General features: G+C 39.6%; 14 protein-coding genes. 4 read left to right on the top strand and 10 right to left on the bottom strand.

Going from position 1 to position 18,495, the window contains the following annotated elements; genetic code table 11:
* Positions 1-29: 29 nt before the first annotated feature.
* The 6 genes from H5201_RS08865 to H5201_RS08890 form a co-directional block, all read right to left on the bottom strand.
* The gene (locus H5201_RS08865; RefSeq protein ID WP_145235579.1) at positions 30-557 is read right to left on the bottom strand and encodes a MotA/TolQ/ExbB proton channel family protein; all 528 of its coding nucleotides are present in this window, start codon (positions 555-557) and stop codon (positions 30-32) included.
* A gap of 3 nt (positions 558-560) precedes the next feature.
* The gene (locus H5201_RS08870; protein ID WP_182784288.1) at positions 561-1,928 is read right to left on the bottom strand and encodes a MotA/TolQ/ExbB proton channel family protein; all 1,368 of its coding nucleotides are present in this window, start codon (positions 1,926-1,928) and stop codon (positions 561-563) included.
* 9 nt (positions 1,929-1,937) lie between these two features.
* A complete protein-coding gene (locus H5201_RS08875; RefSeq protein ID WP_182717241.1) occupies positions 1,938-2,690 on the bottom strand; it encodes a DUF3450 domain-containing protein in 753 nt (250 codons plus the stop codon).
* A gap of 215 nt (positions 2,691-2,905) precedes the next feature.
* Positions 2,906-3,523: a DsbA family protein gene (locus tag H5201_RS08880; RefSeq protein ID WP_182784291.1), complete on the bottom strand. Its 618-nt coding sequence runs from the start codon at positions 3,521-3,523 to the stop codon at positions 2,906-2,908.
* Between the two features lie 110 nt (positions 3,524-3,633).
* Positions 3,634-5,523, bottom strand: a complete 1,890-nt coding sequence (locus H5201_RS08885; protein WP_182784293.1) for a methyl-accepting chemotaxis protein — start codon at positions 5,521-5,523, stop codon at positions 3,634-3,636.
* A gap of 424 nt (positions 5,524-5,947) precedes the next feature.
* The gene (locus H5201_RS08890) at positions 5,948-7,219 is read right to left on the bottom strand and encodes a sugar MFS transporter (protein WP_149980243.1); all 1,272 of its coding nucleotides are present in this window, start codon (positions 7,217-7,219) and stop codon (positions 5,948-5,950) included.
* A 650-nt stretch (positions 7,220-7,869) separates the two neighbouring features.
* Between H5201_RS08890 and H5201_RS08895 the strand changes: the two genes are divergently transcribed.
* On the top strand, positions 7,870-9,600 hold the full coding sequence (locus tag H5201_RS08895; protein ID WP_182784295.1) for a hypothetical protein: 1,731 nt from the start codon (positions 7,870-7,872) through the stop codon (positions 9,598-9,600).
* Between the two features lie 71 nt (positions 9,601-9,671).
* On the opposite strand, the gene H5201_RS08900 is transcribed toward H5201_RS08895, so the two are convergent.
* From H5201_RS08900 to H5201_RS08910, 3 genes are all read right to left on the bottom strand, one after another.
* Positions 9,672-10,172: an RNA methyltransferase gene (locus H5201_RS08900; protein ID WP_145235608.1), complete on the bottom strand. Its 501-nt coding sequence runs from the start codon at positions 10,170-10,172 to the stop codon at positions 9,672-9,674.
* A complete protein-coding gene (locus H5201_RS08905; RefSeq protein WP_149980241.1) occupies positions 10,172-10,669 on the bottom strand; it encodes a YcgN family cysteine cluster protein in 498 nt (165 codons plus the stop codon). The genes H5201_RS08900 and H5201_RS08905 overlap by 1 nt, the downstream gene beginning before the upstream one ends.
* Before the next feature lie 95 nt (positions 10,670-10,764).
* Positions 10,765-12,585, bottom strand: a complete 1,821-nt coding sequence (locus H5201_RS08910) for a DUF885 family protein (RefSeq protein ID WP_182784297.1) — start codon at positions 12,583-12,585, stop codon at positions 10,765-10,767.
* A 146-nt stretch (positions 12,586-12,731) separates the two neighbouring features.
* On the opposite strand from H5201_RS08910, the gene H5201_RS08915 reads away from it, so the two are divergent.
* Positions 12,732-14,000, top strand: a complete 1,269-nt coding sequence (locus H5201_RS08915) for an amidohydrolase family protein (protein WP_182784299.1) — start codon at positions 12,732-12,734, stop codon at positions 13,998-14,000.
* Positions 14,001-14,208: 208 nt separating this feature from the next.
* On the top strand, positions 14,209-16,620 hold the full coding sequence (locus H5201_RS08920; RefSeq protein WP_182784301.1) for a TonB-dependent siderophore receptor: 2,412 nt from the start codon (positions 14,209-14,211) through the stop codon (positions 16,618-16,620).
* A gap of 47 nt (positions 16,621-16,667) precedes the next feature.
* Here the strand turns inward: H5201_RS08920 and adhP are convergent, their stop codons facing one another.
* Complete coding sequence (adhP, locus tag H5201_RS08925; protein ID WP_149980237.1) at positions 16,668-17,678, bottom strand: alcohol dehydrogenase AdhP; 1,011 nt, start codon at positions 17,676-17,678, stop codon at positions 16,668-16,670.
* 288 nt (positions 17,679-17,966) lie between these two features.
* Here adhP and H5201_RS08930 point away from each other — a divergent pair.
* A partial coding sequence (locus H5201_RS08930) for a GbsR/MarR family transcriptional regulator (protein WP_182784303.1) occupies positions 17,967-18,495 on the top strand: 529 nt, incomplete at its 3' end.

Below are 18,495 nucleotides of genomic sequence, written 5' to 3' on the forward strand. Positions count from 1 at the left end.
GGCTTTCGCCACATACTAAAAATTGTTGTTTAATGGTCTAAAACCATGCTGTCTTCAAGTAGGGCTACTTCGCGCTTTGCTTTGCGTTGTAAGTACGTAGAAGCAAATACACCAGATAACGCACCAACCATGCCTGCCATTGTCGGGATAGTCGCTTTCGATACACCTGATGCCATTGAACGCGCACTGCCCGTTCCGGTAATCGCCATCACATCAAACACTTCTATCATACCTGTTACCGTACCGAGTAACCCCAGCAGCGGACACAAGGCAACCATCACATTGATCAGCGCTAAGTTGTTGTTTAACTTCATCCCAGCGCGTGAAATAGTTGCTTGGCGTATTTGCTCAGCGTTCCAGCTATTACGCTCATCGCGCCCTGTCCAACTACTTTTAATGGCATGTTTGTAACTACGAAAACCATTAAAAAAATAAATAAATCGCTCGAGTATCAATAACCACATCGCGAAGATTAACACTCCGATGACCAACAGAACTTGGCCACCAGTGTCGAGAAAATCACGGATAGCATTGATTGAGTCAATCAATAGCACCATGGGTTATGCTCCCTTTTCGCTACGCTCAGCGATAATACCTGCGCTTTGTTCTTGCAAAATAAGCAGCAAGTTTTTAGAGCGGGTATTCAATAAGGTGTATAAAAATACTGTTGGGATTGCCACAACTAAGCCAAGTACCGTAGTAACAAGCGCTTGTGAAATACCACCAGCCATTAATTTAGGGTCACCTGTACCAAACAAGGTGATTGCTTGGAAGGTATTGATCATACCGGTCACCGTACCAAGAAGACCTAACAATGGAGCAACGACCGAGATAATCTTAATGAGCGTTAAGTTGCGGGTGATTTTTGGCATTTCACGTAAAATCGCTTCACTTAATTTAAGCTCTAAGGTGTCGTATGCTACATCTGGGTATTGATCTTTGACTTTCATTACACGACCAAGTGGATTGTCATCACGTGGCACTGAGTCTTTAAGTTGACGACGGATTTTGCGGCCCATTAGCATCAATGAAACAAATCGTTCAATAGCGATAATTAAAGCAAGTAAGCCAACGCCTAAAATAACGTAACCTACTGCACCACCTTGATGTACTTGCTCTGAAGTATCAGGTGCTTGTACCAATAAACCAAGGATAGAGCCACCGGTTGGGTCAAGCGCAAATTGTACAGTGCCTGATTTAGCTTGTTGTAAATCATTCGCCGTTGAGGTGTAACGGCCAACAGGCTGACGGGTAAGCTCGCTTAACGTATTAGTGCTGGTGTTATAATCAAGGTACTTACCTTCTGAAATTAAGTTAAAAGCCCCCACTCGCATAACTTCTTGTTTAGCTTTGTTGCCGCCTTCTACAATTACATCTGTTGTAAAACGTGACACTTTGCCTTGCTCAGTCATTTCGCGTTGCAGTTCAAACCATACTTTTTCAATGTCTTCGATTGATGCAAGTTTAGAGGTCGAGCCCATTTTTTGAGCCAATTCATCCATAAAAGCACCACGACCAGGTAGCTGTGCAGACACTACTGACGTTGCAAATTTATTACTTGAATCGCCAGCCACTTGTTGCAGCACACCAAAAAGTTCTTTCAATGAACCCATACGCTTAGATAATGTATCGGTTAGGTTAGCAAGTTTTACTTCATTTTCTTCGAACTGTGTTTCAAGACGCTCAGACTCAACCAGCATTTGATTACGTTTTGCTTGAGTGTTTTTAAGCATTTGCACTTGTTCATTTTGACGTGCAGCAAATTCTTGCTCGCGTTGTTTATTTTGTGCTGATTGCTGTGTTTTACCTTGCTCAAGTGTTTTTAATAACGAGTCTAAATCCATTGCTTCAGCAGCAAAGCTGTTGCCCGCAAAACCAAGGGTGGCACCAAATAAAGCAATTTTGGTCATTTTTGTAAAAAGTTTCATTTTAACCTCTTAATCCGCAGCGTGTACTGGCAGTGTTAACATATCTGGGGCAAGTTGCTTACGTGCAATACGTAAACCTTTACTAATTTGGCTGATTGTTGAGTCATCCAGGGCAACAAACTGTTTGCTTGTTGTATCCCATGAGCCTGCTTTTTTACCATCGCGAGTAAGGTAAATAAGTTCTAAACGACCAATGCGTAAGAAATCGACTTCACGCTCTTGACCATCAACATCTAATAACGCGGTATAGGCTTCGATGGTACGGCCGTAATCAACTTCAACTTGGTACGCTTCTAAAACACGGCGGAATTTTTCACTTGAATTAATGTCAGCACGGTTCATCATGTCTTTTAATGACGCTAAACGCTTTTCACGTTCATCGGTTAGAAACGGCACATCAAGAGCAACAAATTGCTCAAGGCCTGTGATCATGCGTAGCATTAATGGGGTAATTTGACGTTCAATAATAGACACTTGATCCATAGATAAGTTAATGGCTTCCATTTCACTCATTTGGTTACTAAGCTGTTTGCTTAGTTGTGCGTTATAAACCGTTAAACCATCAATTTCTTTATTGAGGGTTTTAAACTGTTGTAAACGACCCTGCATAGAGTCTGCAATCTTGTCTATTTTTGTTTGTGATTGCACAGCTGATTGGTTAATTTCACTGCTTTTATCGATAACCTTATTTAAATCATTTGCTTGCACTGTTGCACTCATGGCTACAATACTAGCTAATATCAATGGTTTAACGCCTTTCATCGCATACACCTTTACTCGTTAAATTAGCGGATTTGCTAGTTGCTTAATATCAATGAACGAGATTCTATAGGTGAAAAATGACAGAGGTGTTGCGCTAAAAAGTCCTTTTTATGACAACTGCCATAAATACAGCTTTTTACGTTAGATAAAGCAATAGTTTTTAATATTTAACAAGCGTGTACGCTTTAATGATGAGTGAAGTGAGATTAAATAAATTAATCGGCAAGTATACGATGAATGGTGCTGAGCACAGCATTTGCGTTGGTATAGTTTACGGCGATAGCAAAGTACTGCTGTTTATGACAAAGAACTAACGATGGAAAACCCTGCACAGGTAACTGCTGAACATACGCTAACTCTTGTTGAAACGCCTGTTCAAGTTGTTCACTTTGCAATATAGCTAAAAACTCATCAGCAGCAATACCTATTTGCTGTGCACAGCTAACGAGTGTATTAAGATCCGATGGGTTTTGTGCCGATAAATAATAACCCTGCTGAATTGCACCAAGCATAACCCGCTCTTTATTAAAATAACGTGCTGCAATCCCCGCCCGACATGCAGGGTAAGTGCTGCGGCGTGGTTGACAGTTTTGCCAAAAATCAAAGTTAAATTTAGCACCGGTTTGCTGGCCAATACGCTGCCAAGTTTGTTGTAAAAACTGTTGCATACTTACTGGCATTGGCTGTTCGGAATCAGCAGCAAGGCCACCTACTTTATAAATAATATCAACTTCATTCGCTAAGGCGTCTTGGATTTTTTGCCAGCACTTTTGAAAACCCCAACACCAACTGCACATTGGGTCGTACACATATATAAGCTGACTATTATTCATTATTGGCCTGTTACTGTTCACTGGAAACAACGTTATTTAGCCCTTCATCCTTGGCTTACAGGTGATTCCGGCATCATTTATTTTATCTTTTTAGTTATCGCTGATTGCATTTAGACTTTAAAACGTAGCACCATTTTTTCAAGTTCATCAAATTGCAGTTTTAAACGAGTACACTCAGCTAAAGTGTTATTTAAGTTTAGCTGACCTTGTTGAGATAACTCACTAATTGTATGAATATCATTATCTAAAGAGTGTATTACCTGATTTTGTTCAGTGGTCGCATTTGCAACACTATGATTTACATCATCAATTGCTTTTATAGCTTTGGTTACTCCTGCCATTTGCTCACCGGCTGCTTGCGCTTGTTTTACAGTATTTTCGCTTTCAACTAAACTGGCTTTCATAACCGCAACGGCACTGCCTGAACCTTGCTGTAATTGGCTAACGGTATTTTCAATTTCTTGGGTTGATTGCTGAGTACGGTGAGCTAACTGGCGCACTTCATCTGCAACAACGGCAAACCCACGACCAGCCTCTCCGGCACGAGCGGCTTCAATTGCGGCATTAAGTGCAAGTAAATTCGTTTGCTCGCTGACTCCTTTAATAACTTCGAGTACTTGACCAATACTTGCAGAGTGTTCAGCAACACTACTAATAATTTGTTGTGCTTGTTCCATATTTTGCGATAACACACCAATGGCATTGATATTATCATTTAACGTACTTTGACTTTGTACTGACTGTGTATTCGCATCAGTAGCAAGGGTTGATGCATGACTTGCGCTGCTTGATATTTCAATCGCACTTGATGACAGCTGATTAATCGCTGTTGCAACGCTGTCTGTGCGTTTAGTTTGGTCACTGTACATCGTTAGCGTTGACTCTGTTTGCTCAACTAAGCTTTCCACTGAACGTTCCAGTTCAACCGTGGTCGTTTTTACTTGGTCAATTGAGGTATGAATTTTATCTATAAAGGCATTAAAATAACCTGACAGTTCACCAAATTCGTCATCGTTTTCAATCTCTAAACGACGAGTTAAATCCCCCTCACCTTGGGCTATATCTTTAATTGCATCGTTTAAACGCTGCATAGGCCGCATCAAATAACGCAATGAAAATTGCATCATTAATATCGTCGCGATAACTCCCAAACACATATATATCGCAGCCATATTTCTAAATGAAGCCACTGATGAATAAGCAATATCTTTGTTGATCACCACACCTAAATACCAATCTACATTTTCAATACCTTTGATATGTGTAAATGATACAAGATGATCAATACCAGCGATTTCTTGCTCCACAAACTCAGCTTTTAAAGCAAGGTTTTTACCAAACAGCTTCGCCATACTCTGATCGTTTAATTTGATATCTGGATGGCTTAGAATACGACCGTCACTGTCTAATAGAAAACCATAACCAAAACCTAAAAAATCAATTTCGTTGACTATTTGAGTGATGGTTTGCATATCGATATCGGCGCCGGCGACGCCACTAAAACGGCCATTATTTAAAATGGGCGCAACCGCTGAAATAGTTAGCTCATTGGTGGTTACGTCGATATAAGGAGTCGTAAACGCTGTGGTGGTTTTATTTTCTACCAGCTTATACCAAGGACGGATTGTGGCATCATAATCAGCAGGTAATACAACTGTTTGATCATTGAGTAAAAAAGTACCATCAGGTTTGCCTATATAGGTGTTTTTAAACTTACCTGCCATTTCTGCGCTATTGAGTTGGCTAAGAGTTAATTCCTTAGTGTCATTTTGCTGATGCGTTTTCGCTACAGACTGAACGATTGCTAATTTATTATTGAGCCAATTAGCAATATTTTGTGAAACCGATTGAGAGCTTTCTTGTAATATTAGAGACAGTTGCTGCTGCGTTTGTGAGCGCATTGAAATAAAGTTATTGATGGTAAATAACCCCAGCACCAACACTAATACCACAGATGCTGCGATAGTTACCTTAGTGGTAAATTTTAGCGAGCTTTGCATGACACACCTATTTATTTTTTTTATCGTTGTTAGCTAACTACTTTTTAACAAAAATAACGCTATTTGTCTTATCTTATCGCCAACAGTTGCTATGTTATAGCCAAAAACAATAATAAAGCATGGTAAAAAAATTAGTTTAGCGCTTACTCCTATAACAAATTCATAAAGTAATTAATCGATAAGTAAAGACAGTCAATGTCGTAATTGCACCGAAAAAATAACAAACTCAAAATTGGAAGGTTCCAGTGATTTTTATAAACAATAGCTATTGAATACGTATTCAGTGCATATCCGTCGTTATTTTGTAATGAACTAAACTGCGAGGTTTTACTTTAGAGTGCGATTGATTCATTGAGAATAATAAGAAAATAAATGCATTTACAGTGCTGCAAATGCATTTATCTAAAGAGGTTTTACTATTAGCTTAGTTTATTTTTTGTTGCCACTTGCTCGCAAGTTTTACAACATTCAACCCGTACCAAGCGATAAAACAATAGCAAAGTGCTGGGATAATAAAACTAACTTGAATATTCATTGCATCAGCAACAACGCCTTGAATTAACGGTACTAATGCACCACCAACAATCGCTAAACAAAGCCAACCAGATCCTTTACTGGTTAATGAACCTAGCCCTTGAATAGCGACTGAGAAAATTGTCGGAAACAAAATAGAATTAAATAAACCAATCGACAGCACAGCATACAAAGCAACGTCACCTTCAGTGAAGATTGTAATTAAAAGTAACGCAATGACCGCAAATGCATTAAAAGCAATTGCTTTTGATGGTGCAATTTTTTGTAATGCAGCAGAGCCAATAAAGCGCCCTACCATCGCCCCGCCCCAATAATAGGCAATTAATGCGGCAGCGGTATGCTCTTCGAGCCCTGCAATATGAGCTTCACCGAAAAAGTTAACTAAAAAGCTACCTATTGCCACTTCACCACCAACATAACAAAAGATACCTAACACCCCCATAACTAAATGCGGGGCTTGCGTTAAAGAATGACCTTTTGCTTTGCAATCGAGTTCTTCTTTGTGTGATTTGATTTCAGGTAATTTTAAAAATGCAAACACAACAGCAATAGTAAGCAGTGCTGCAGCAAGCATTAAATAAGGAATTTTTACCGATTCTGCTGTCGCCGCAGATGCAGTCAATGAGCCTGCTGCGCCAAAGAACAAAATGCCACCAACATAGGGCCCAATAGTCGTTCCTAATGAATTAAGTGCTTGCGCTAAATTTAACCGTGACGAAGCTGTTTTTTCAGGCCCAAGCGCCACAACATAAGGGTTAGCCGATACTTGTAAAATGGTGACACCACCGGCTAGTACAAATAATGCGGTTAAAAATAGCCAATATTCATGTACGACCACTGCAGGATAAAATAACATACAGCCGATAGAAGCCACGATAAGACCGCTAAGCACACCATTTTTATAACCAAATTTCTTAACCAATATCCCCGCGGGTAAAGAAACAATAAAGTAAGCACCAAAGAAGCAGAACTGCACTAACATCGCTTCCGTATAACTAAGATCAAACACCCCTTTTAAACGCGGGATCAGTACATCATTTAGTACTGTGATAAAACCCCATAAAAAAAATAGAGTTGTCATTGCAGTCAAAGGTAACAGGTAATTATTATTTTGCTGCGGCTGCTCAGTGACAAACGTTTTATTTATATTTATTTCACTCACGTGATTTTCACTCCATTAACAAGTTGTGTTTGATTCTACACACTCCAATAAAAAGATCACAAACTAATATTTGGACCGTTCCATACTTTTTATTCAATGGTATCGCTATTTAACGAATTTAATTAACTAGAAATGGACATAGATGCTGGCTAATTTCCAAAGCAGTGATTTTTTTTCAAGGACATATCAAAACCAGTTTAAATTTTTATCACCTAAATTGTGTTGACAAACAAGATCAGGAAGGCTTTTAGCACTTCCATAAAGACGATGGCGCCATTTTTGATTTTTTGATAAATAGACTCGCTACTTAGCCTCTTGTACACATTTTATATTTAACTATGCAATGGCCTATTTAGGTGAGATTAACAGTGGCTTTGCTATTGTAGATGATTACCAAGGGCAAAATGCCAACATATATTTATGCGAAGTGTTGCTATTTCGCTGCCATTGCTAGCGCATCTGCATCTTAACCAACTATTGCCGATTTATCGCAGTAAAAATTAATAATTTTATATAATACCGTGCCCTCATTACAACCAACACTAATAGTGCTTTTCCTCGCTAGACTACGCACTTTTATGATATCGTTTTACAAAACATAAATACTACAGAACGTACCGCTTGGTACTGATACAAAAAGGAATTTCCAAATGAACACCAAACTACTTGCTGGTTGCGCAGTTGCTGTAGCGGCCGGTGCAATAATCTATACACAAACTGACAGTTCAACAGCCTCATTAGAACTTGCTCAACTTGATTACGTCCCTGCTGATACTGCTTTATTTTATGGTCAGCTAAAACCATTTCCCTATAGTAAATATTTCAATTTGATTCCAGATCAAATGAAAGGTGCAGACGATTTTACGCCATTGATCGAAAATTTAGCGGCAAGTAACGATAACAATGCACAGTTTTTAGCGTCTCTATTAGATCAATATCAAACATCATTGGCATCTTATGAAACACTAAAAGCAGCCTGGGGATTCGCCGATGATTATAAAGCTCTAGCCTATACGATTGGTCTAATGCCAGTATTACGCTATCAACTTGAAGATGAAACGGCTTTATTTAATACAATTAATAGCTCAGCTGATAAAGCGGGAATTAACTTCACAACACAAACCATCGAAGGTGTTGACTACAACACGTACCCTTTAGTACTTGAAAATGACATTACATTAAACTTAATTGTGTCTGTTAAAGATAACTGGGCTACCATCACGTTTGATACAAAACTTAATACAATTAAAGATTTACGTCTTGCTTTAGCAATTGATAAACCAACAAAATCATTAACGCAAACCGCTAAACTTGAAAACTATATTGCTAATTATTCATTTGATGGCCACTCTATTGCGTATATAGACCATGTTGAGATTGCTAATGCTATTACCGCTAGAACACCATCACGCCTAGGTGAAATGCTTGATGAACTATTAAAAGAATTGGGTGATCCAAATGCTTTAGAGGTAGCTAGAACACCACAGTGCCAAAATGACATTACCAATCTTGTTAGTTATTGGCCTGCATCAGTAACCGGTAGCACGTACATACAAGTAACAAACTCTGATGCTCATTTTAAAGCTGATGCTATTTTCCAAAGCACTGCTACAGATATTATTAAAACATTAAAATCTGTGCGAGGTTTTGTTCCTGAGCATACAACTAAACTTGACGGGCAAATGCTAAGCGTTGCTTATGGTGCGGATATTTCAAAAATTCCACCGCTTTTAAATATACTCTCAAGTACATTTAAAAAAGCTGAATTTGAGTGTGCACCTCTTGTTGCTTTACAGCAACAAACTCAAGACTCAAATTTAGCTGCACTATCAATGATGACCGCTATGGCTAATGGTATTCAAGGTGTCAGTGTAAGTATTCAAGATCTTGCTTTAGAAGCCGATGCAAATCAACTGCCACAACTAAAAGCTTTAGACGCGCTAATCACACTTTCTGCGACAGATCCTGATAATTTACTTTTTACTGCTAAAGGATTTTTACCTGCATTAGCGGAGCTTGAAATACCAGAAAACGGCGATGCAATTAGTGTCAATGCTGCAATTCCTTATCCTTTACCTGCTGGCCTTGATATTAGATTAGCTAAAAAAGGAAAGCATATTGTTTTATTCACTGGTGAAAAATCAGCGGCTATTGCAAATACATTATCAGAACAAGAGCTTGAAAAAAATGGATTTTTAACTTCCGCAGTTGACCTCAGCTCATTAATGACTCCTGTCATCGAAGTATTTAAAATGACAGGACAAGTGATCCCGGAAGAACTTGAACAATTAAAAAATCAAACAATGTCTGTGTATTTTGCAACAGATATAAAAGATGAAGGGATTGTTATTAATTCAGAGATAAAAATTACTAAAAAGTAATAACTTTTTTGGAATTAAACGAAAAAAGGGGCATTAATTGCCCCTTTTTCAATTGTTCAATTCAGTTTCTACTATTTCTGCCATATCATTTTATTATTGGTGTCGCGGCTTTGAATAATCGTTTGATCAGAACTTTCTACTCCACCGAGTTTCGCTTGTCGATCGTAAAGAACCACATTACAGGTAGCTGCTAAATTCATACAACCGATTGTGGGGATATACACCACTTCATCGCACCAGTTCAGTACATCTTTGCTAATAGAGCCATCTTCAGGGCCAAAAATATAAAATGCGTTTTCAGGATGAACAAACTCAGGCAAAGGTGTTGCACCTTCTATTAGTTCAATCACCACAACAGTCGCACCTGCGGGCTTTGCTGTTGCTAAATCGTCAACGCAAGTCAGTGGGATGCGTTCAACAACATTTTTTGTGTCGGTATGAAACTTTTTAGCATTTAAATAACGCGTGCCTGTAAAAAATACTTGTTCAGCCCCATAGCAACCCGCAGCTCTTAACACTGCGCCAACGTTAGAGGGGCTTTTAGGATTGATCAAACCAATCTTCGCAGTCATTAATCGCAATCCCTCGTTGGCCAATCAGCTTCATACAGATCAAAGTCATCTAGAGCTACATCACAATCTTTTACTGTTTTGTCTTTTACAGAAATACCCAATGTATGCATTAGTTCTTTGCTGCCACCGTTATTTAATGGATGCCAAGACGCTAAACCACGGCCTTCGTGCAAACGGCGGTAACTACAACTTTGCGGCATGAAGAAAATGCTGTCTAGGTTTTCTTTAGTTAATTTTACACATGACGGGACTAATGTTTGTCGATTTTCATACTCACTACAACCACACGTATTATTATCTAAGTATTGGCAAACAATATTAGTAAAAATGAGTTCTTCACCATCGCGAAGTTGATCTGTGGCGGTAAACTCATCTTCATCTTCGCTGTCTATAAAGGTATTTAAACAGCATTTTCCACAGCCATCACAAATGGCTTCCCACTCATTTTGTGACATTTGCTCAAGTGATTTCTCAAGCCAAAATTGGTTTTCAAACATGGTATAACTCGGTGCCCCTAATAGCGCGCATTTTAGCTTAATTGAGCACCGCGCGCAAAGCTACATTCAGCTTTGCGCTATTTCAAGTTTAAAAGTTAGCGCTGCGTATCAACCCAGCGTTTAATTTTCGCTTCTAGTATTGGCATCGGCAAAGCACCATCAATTAAAATTTGCGTATGAAACTCTTTAATATCAAATTTATCACCTAATGCTTGTTTACAATAATCTCGCAGTTCTTGAATTTTAAATTGACCTAATTTATACGACAATGCTTGTCCTGGCCAAGCTATATAGCGCTCAACTTCTGCGGTTACATCACTCAAAGCCATTGAGGAATTAGCCAGCATGTAATCAATACCTTGTTGACGAGTCCAGCCTTTAGCATGGAAACCTGTATCGAGCACTAATCGCATAGCGCGTAATTGCTCATCAGATAAACGGCCATACCACATATATGGGTCGGTAAATAAACCCAATTCTTTACCTAGGCTTTCAGCATATAATGCCCAACCTTCGGCGAACACTGTGTAACCACCAAATTTTCGAAACTCAGGTAATGACTGAACTTCTTGCTGTAAGGCGATTTGAAAATGGTGCCCTGGGGCTGCCTCATGGATTGACAATGTTTCGAGTAGAAACTTAGGCTGCGCTTTTAAATTAAAGGTATTAATATAAAAAATTCCCGGACGAGAGCCATCCGGCGCAGGTGATTGATAAGATGCTCCTGCCGCAGACTCAGCACGAAAATCTTCAACCGCTTTTACAACGTAATCAGCTTTGGGGGCAATGTTAAATAATTTAGGCACACGCGCGTCAATTTTTAACTTTACGGCTTCATAGGCCGCAATTAATTGCTCAGGTGTATCAAAATAAAACTCATCAGAATCTCGTAAATGAGTAAAAAACTCACTTAAACTGCCTTTAAAACCAACGGTTTCCTTTACTTTTTTCATTTCATTAAGGATACGCGATACTTCTTTTAAACCAATTTCATGAATTTCATCAGCAGATAAACTCAAGGTGGTGTTTTTCTTTATTTGGTATTCATACCATGCTTTACCATTTGGTAAATCGCTATAACCTACTGTTGCACGGCTATTTGGTATATAAGTGGTCGCTAAAAACTCGCTCATTTTTGTATACGCTGGGACCAACTTATCCATAATAAGTGCACTATATTGGTCTGTGAGTTGTTGCTTTTGCGCTGCTGTGAATTGCTCTGGAAGCTGCTTTATCGGACTATAAAATAAAGATTGTTCTGCACTGGTAACTATATGCGCTTGAAATTGCGGTAATAACTTTTCAGCTAATGGCTTTGGTAAAACAATGCCTTCATTTACCCCTTGCTGCATAGCATCTTGCACACTGCTTAACCAAGTTACAAAACCTTCAGCTCGCGCGACGAAATTTTCATAATCTTGGTAGCTTGCAAATGGCTGCGCACTTTGCGCCGATCCAAAGCCTGCAAACGTATTGTGAGCGCCAGACATTTGGTTAATTGGTAATAAGTAACTCGGGAATTGAAAACCTTCGATTGTTAATGCTAAATCCCGTGCCAATATTTCATAACTTAATAAGGCTTGACCGGTTAACTGCTGCTGGTCAATCGCCGCTAAACGTTGCTGATAATCTTTATATAAAGCAAGCTGCTGAGCTCGGTTTTGCTCGGTAATCGGTGCTGTAAATTGGTTGTTGTATTGGTTATAGCCAATATAAGTGGCATCAAGAGGGCTAAATTGCAACGAATCCACAAAGTACTGCTCAACCAAGCTATTTAATTGTTGTGTTGTTGCGCTGGCAGTTTCACTTGTTAATGCTGATTGTGGCTTATTTAAATTATTATTAGCCGTATTTGAACACGCAGACAAAGCGCTGAGTACACCAGCGACAAGCAAGGTTAACTTAAATTTTTTCATAATGATCCCTGAGTATAAGAAGTTAGCGCAAGTATGCAGCTTTCAAATCGCTAAATAAAGAAAATACGATACTTATCGCGTTTTGTTTACAGCCTAAAAACTGCTTGCTACATTGCTATATAAAATAATCAAAAATTAGAAAATAAATGAATAAATTATCACTTTCTGTCCCTTTGAGCTTACTGTGTGTCAGCGCTTTTAGCGCACAAGCAACAACGTACGTTAGTGCTAAAGCAATGCTAGACGTAAATAATGGCAAGCTTATTAATGCACCGCTTATTCAAATTGATGACGGTATCATTACTAAAATCAGTAGTGGCACCATGCCAACCCTACAACAAGGTGATGACCATATTAAGTTGCCCGAGTTAACCATTCTGCCTGGCCTGATGGATATGCACGTACACTTAACCAGCGATCCAACAGTCCCTCGTAGTGAACGTATCGGTCAGTCAGTGCCACGTAAAGCGATTAAAGCGGCCTATTTTGCAGAAAAAACCTTAAAAGCGGGCTTTACAACTTTACGTAACGTGGGCGCCGAAGGTTACAGTGTCATTGCAGTACGTGACGGCATTAATGCAGGCGATATTATTGGCCCTCGCATCTGGGCTGCTGGCCCCTCTTTGGGTGTAACGGGTGGTCACTGTGACAACAACCGTCTACCTCCTGAAATGAAATACACTGCCGAAGGTGTGGCTGATGGCCCATGGGCTGTTCGTGCAAAAGTACGCGAAAACATTAAGTACGGTGCCAATGTTATTAAGTTTTGCGCCACTGGCGGAGTATTTTCTAAGGGCACAAAAGTAGGTATTCAACAGTATTCATTAGAAGAAATGACTGCCATTGTTGATGAAGCACATATGCGCGGTTTAACGGTTGCTGCACATGCACATGGTACCAGTGGTATTACCGCAGCCATTAAAGCCGGTGTAGACAGTGTTGAACATGTCAGTTTTGTTGACGATGAAGCAATTAAACTGGCAAAAAAACACGGCACTTGGTTTTCAATGGATATTTATAACACTGAGTATACCCTCACGTTTGGTGAGCAAAATGGTGTAGCCGAAGAAAACCTAGCAAAAGAGCGCCAAGTTTCTAAAAAACAGCGTGATAGTTTTAGCCGAGCAGTAAAGGCTGGCGTAAATATGGTGTTTGGTACCGATGCCGCAATTTACCCACATGGTGATAATGCAAAACAGTTTTCGAGAATGGTTGAGTTTGGCATGACGCCACTACAGGCAATTCAAGCAGCAACGATTAATGGCGCAAAACTGTTAAAAGTTGAAAATCAACTAGGGCAAATTAAAACAGGCTTTGCAGCAGATATCATTGCCGTTAAAGGCAATCCACTGCAAGACATAACCTTGCTAGAAAATGTAGCATTTGTGATGAAAGCAGGTGTTGCTTATAAATAAATGTGTGGAGTTAGCGTTAAGCTAACTCCATCATTAAGCAAGGGTTAAACTAACAGCTAACTAAATACGTTGTTAATATATTAATATTTTGAAAGCAAAAGGTAAGCAGCTTGGGGTAGGTTTAAATAATTGCCTTTTTTAGATAATTAAAACTTGAAATACAAATGCCACACATTATCATTACGAAAATTTTTTAATGGTAATGACTATGACAACGCATAAATTCTCTCTAATTACCCTAGCCTGTTTAACAGCATATAATGCAACTGCGGCCGAACAATCCGATCTTGAACGCATCACGGTTTATCAAAAGCAAAATCATGTTGTATTAAATTCGGGTTTAGCAACAAAGTCTGATATGTCGTTAATGGAAACACCTGCGCCTATCGTTATCGTCGATCAAGAGCTTATCAACTCGCAAGGCGTTGATAACTTACAAGACTTAGCCCGTAATATCAGTGGTGTAACCCAAGCAGGTAATAACTACGGAATTGGCGACAATTTAGTGATCCGTGGCCTTGGTGCAAATTATACTTATGATGGTATGTATGGCGGTGCAGGCCTAGGAAACACATTCAATCCAACTCGATCACTAACCAATGTGGAGGCCGTAGAAGTATTAAAAGGCCCCGCCACTGGTTTATATGGCATGGGCAGCGCAGGTGGCGTAATTAACTTGATTGAAAAAAAGCCACAGTTTACCGAGCAGCACAACGTACAAGCGGAAATTGGTCAATGGAATACCTATTCATTATCAATTGATAGCACCAATGCAATTACCGAAAATCTAGCATACCGAGTTAATGCAAAAACAGCACGTAGTGATGGCTACCGTGATTTAAAAGATGACCGCGATGAAATCTACGGCGCATTAAAATATGTGTTTAATGACCGCCAAAATATTATGATCTCAGCCGCTTATATTAAAGATGCCATTGCAGTTGATTCAATTGGCCACCCTATCCGTATTTATAATGCGCAGTCGGTAAGTGGTAAAACCGCCGGCCAAGTGACTGCGGATGATTTAGTTAACGATCCAACCTCTGCAGGGCTGCAATTATCTGATGCACAACGTGAACAACTCGCTAATTCACTTGCCGCTAACGATGGTTTAACTCCGTATAAATTTGGCCATCGCGGTATTATCTCACCCATGGCAAAAGATAATGAAGGTGAAGAGCTACGCTTTAAACTCACTCATAATTATTACTTAACGGATGATCTATTTTTAAATCAACAATTACAGTACCGTAATTATGAATCGAGCTTTGCCCGTCAAACCGGTGCCTATAACTATGTGTATTGGCAACGCAACGGTGTGATCAATGCTGATCCTCGTGCACCATTGGTGGTTGATGATGTACTTTATCCATTTGCAGCACGGCGCCAAGAATATCGCCAAGTAGAGGCTGATGAAAAGTCATGGCAATACTTTGCTGATCTACGCTATGACTTTAGCCTAGGTGATATAGAAAACGAATTTTTGGTCAATGCTAATTATGAAGACCGCGATATACGCTTTACGCAATACTCTATTTGGGATAAAGACTATATTCTAAAAGATAAAAATGGCGATGTAACTTATCAAGGCTCTTTACCTTATATTTTAGATATCCGTAACCCCAATTGGAGTGATGGCCAGTTTAATGATTACGATCCGCTAAAAACCAGTAACTACAATAAGAAAGTGCAGGCATGGGGCTTAGGGCTGCAACATGTTGCTTACATCAATAACACCTTCACAACTCGTATTGGTGTAGCATACAACGAAATTACTCAAAAATATGAACATTTAGGTGTTGATGCCCGTTATCGTGCTAGTGCCGCTGCTGCAACCCCAGAAGCCAGCACTTCAGATAACGGCTTAACCTATAACTTAGGCGCGACGTACAAACCAAGCGATGATGTTTCTATTTTCATTAATCATTCAAAAGGCCGCACCGCGTATAGCGTTTTAGGCTCTGTGGCAGGTAATGAAGCCGACCGTGAAGATGCTGAGTCACTGAGTACTGATTTAGGTATTAGAATGAAAGGCTTTGACGATCAGCTACTCGCCTCACTAGTGGTATTTGATACCGCGCGAACTAACTTAGAGTATGCAAACCCAGCGTTTGATGACACGAAACCTGATCCATCAATTCCTGAAAGCTTTTTTGATGGTGAAGAAAAAACCCGCGGTGTAGAGCTTGATTTAAATGCCTATTTAAATGAGCAATGGAAAGTCAATATTAATGGTGTTTATCAAGATGCACGTGAGCAGAAAAATCCAAATGTGAGCTCATTTGCTGCACGTCAAAAAGGTGTGCCTTATGTAACAGCAAGCACATGGTTAACATACAGTGCTCAGTGGTTTGAACTAGCACAGCCACTAAAATTAAGTGCGGGCGTAAAGTATGTTGATGATCGCAGTACCAATGCATCATCATTTGGCATTCCTGATGGTTATGTACCAAGCTATACTATTTATGATGCAGCGTTAAGTTATAACACTGATAAATGGGGCTTACAGCTAAATTTAAATAATTTGTTTAATAAAGTTTATTACTCAAAAGCAATGTTTTTAGGTGGTATGCCAGGCGAAGAACGCAATGCGAAACTAACTTTGAGCTATAAGCTTTAAGTTATAAGCTGTAAAAGCGCACAAAATGCTTGTGCGCTTTTTTACGTTTACATAGTGACTACTATACGGCCATTAATTTCACCTTTGAGCATATCGTCAAATATGTCATTGATATCTTCAAGACGTTTTTCTTCAATAATTGCTTTAACTTTGCCCTGTGCAGCAAACTCTAAACATTCTTGTAAATCTCTACGTGTGCCAACAATTGAGCCAACAACAGAAACACCATTGAGTACAGTATCAAAAATAGGCAACGGCATATCCTCTGGAGGCAGACCAACTAACACGCATTTTCCACCACGGCGAACACTCTTGTAAGCTTGCTCAAACCCCGGCTTGGATACAGCGGTACATACCACAGCATGTGCGCCCCCTACCTGTTCAAATATAGCCTCACTAGGCACACATTCTTTAAAGTCCAGTGTGATATCTGCACCTAACTCTTTTGCTAAAGCCAGTTTTTCAACACCAGTATCCACTGCAATTACATTAAAGCCCATTGCCTTTGCATATTGCACCGCAAGATGCCCAAGCCCACCTACACCAACAATAGCAACCCATTGTCCTGGCTTAGCACCTGACACTTTTAGCGCTTTATAGGTTGTAACACCGGCACAAAATAATGGCGCAGCTTCTGAAAAACCTAAGCCTTCAGGGATCTTTACAACATAGTTCCCATCGGCTAAGCAATATTCAGCGTAACTACCATCAACTGAGTAACCCGTATTATGCTGTGAAAGACATAAGGTCTCTTTACCTTCTAAACAAAATTCACAATGACCACATGCACTGTATAGCCAAGGAATGCCAACACGATCACCAATTTCTAAATGAGTAATATTGCTACCCAGCTGTTCGATCACTCCAACACCTTCATGCCCTGGAACTAACGGCATTTTAGGCTTTACTGGCCAATCACCATGACAGGCATGTAAATCAGTATGACACACACCACATGCGGCTATTTTAACTAAAACATCATTGACTCCAACGGTTGGAATGGGTAAGTCTGAAATTTCTAATTTGCCTTTGTAAGTACTATTAACGGCTGCTTTCATTGCTCGTTCCTTGTTGTTGCGAAGTTGTTATTGAGTAGTTGTTGTTAAGAAATTAGTTGTCGTAAATTAGTGTACACCTTACGCGACTCTAGATGAGCAAAAATTAATCTAAATCAAACTTTAGTGATATAACTTGTTCTGAACGACTAAGAACGACTATTAGTACCAACACATAATCCCATAGGCTTGATTCAGCCAAGGAAAATTCAGCGTATTGCTCAGTAAATCTTGCTAAACATATTCAGCGTGCTAGCATTAATTTCATTATTTATTGAAACTTGAGAAGCAATGACGTTATCAGATAAGAACTTTGCCTTTGTAATGCACTGTGGCGAAATGGGCAGTCGTTGGGGTTTTAATCGCACAATCGGCCAAATGTGTGGTTTATTGATCATCACCAAAGAGCCAATGACAGCGAACGAAATCGCCGACGCCCTGAGTATATCTCGCGGTAATGTCAGTATGGGTATCAAAGAATTACAATCTTGGCGCTTAATTAAAGTGCAGCATATTCCAGGTGACAGAAAAGAATACTACGCACCCGCTGGCAGTATTTGGGATATGGCAAACCGCGTATTTGAAGAGCGTAAAAAGCGTGAGATTGACCCTACTCTCAGTTTACTCAGAGATAATTTGCTAGAGCCTGCAACCAACGACGATGAAAAGTTTGCCCAGCAACAAATGCATGAAATTCATGATCTACTCGAAACCGTCACTAAGTGGTCTTCAGAACTACAGCGCTTAAGCCCTGAACAGCTACAAAGCTTAATGAAGCTAGGCTCAGGTATTGGTAAAGTACTCGACTTTAAAGATAAGA

Origin of the sequence: Pseudoalteromonas sp. SG43-6, from assembly GCF_014164365.1 — a bacterium.
Classification (GTDB): Bacteria; Pseudomonadota; Gammaproteobacteria; order Enterobacterales; family Alteromonadaceae; genus Pseudoalteromonas; species Pseudoalteromonas rhizosphaerae.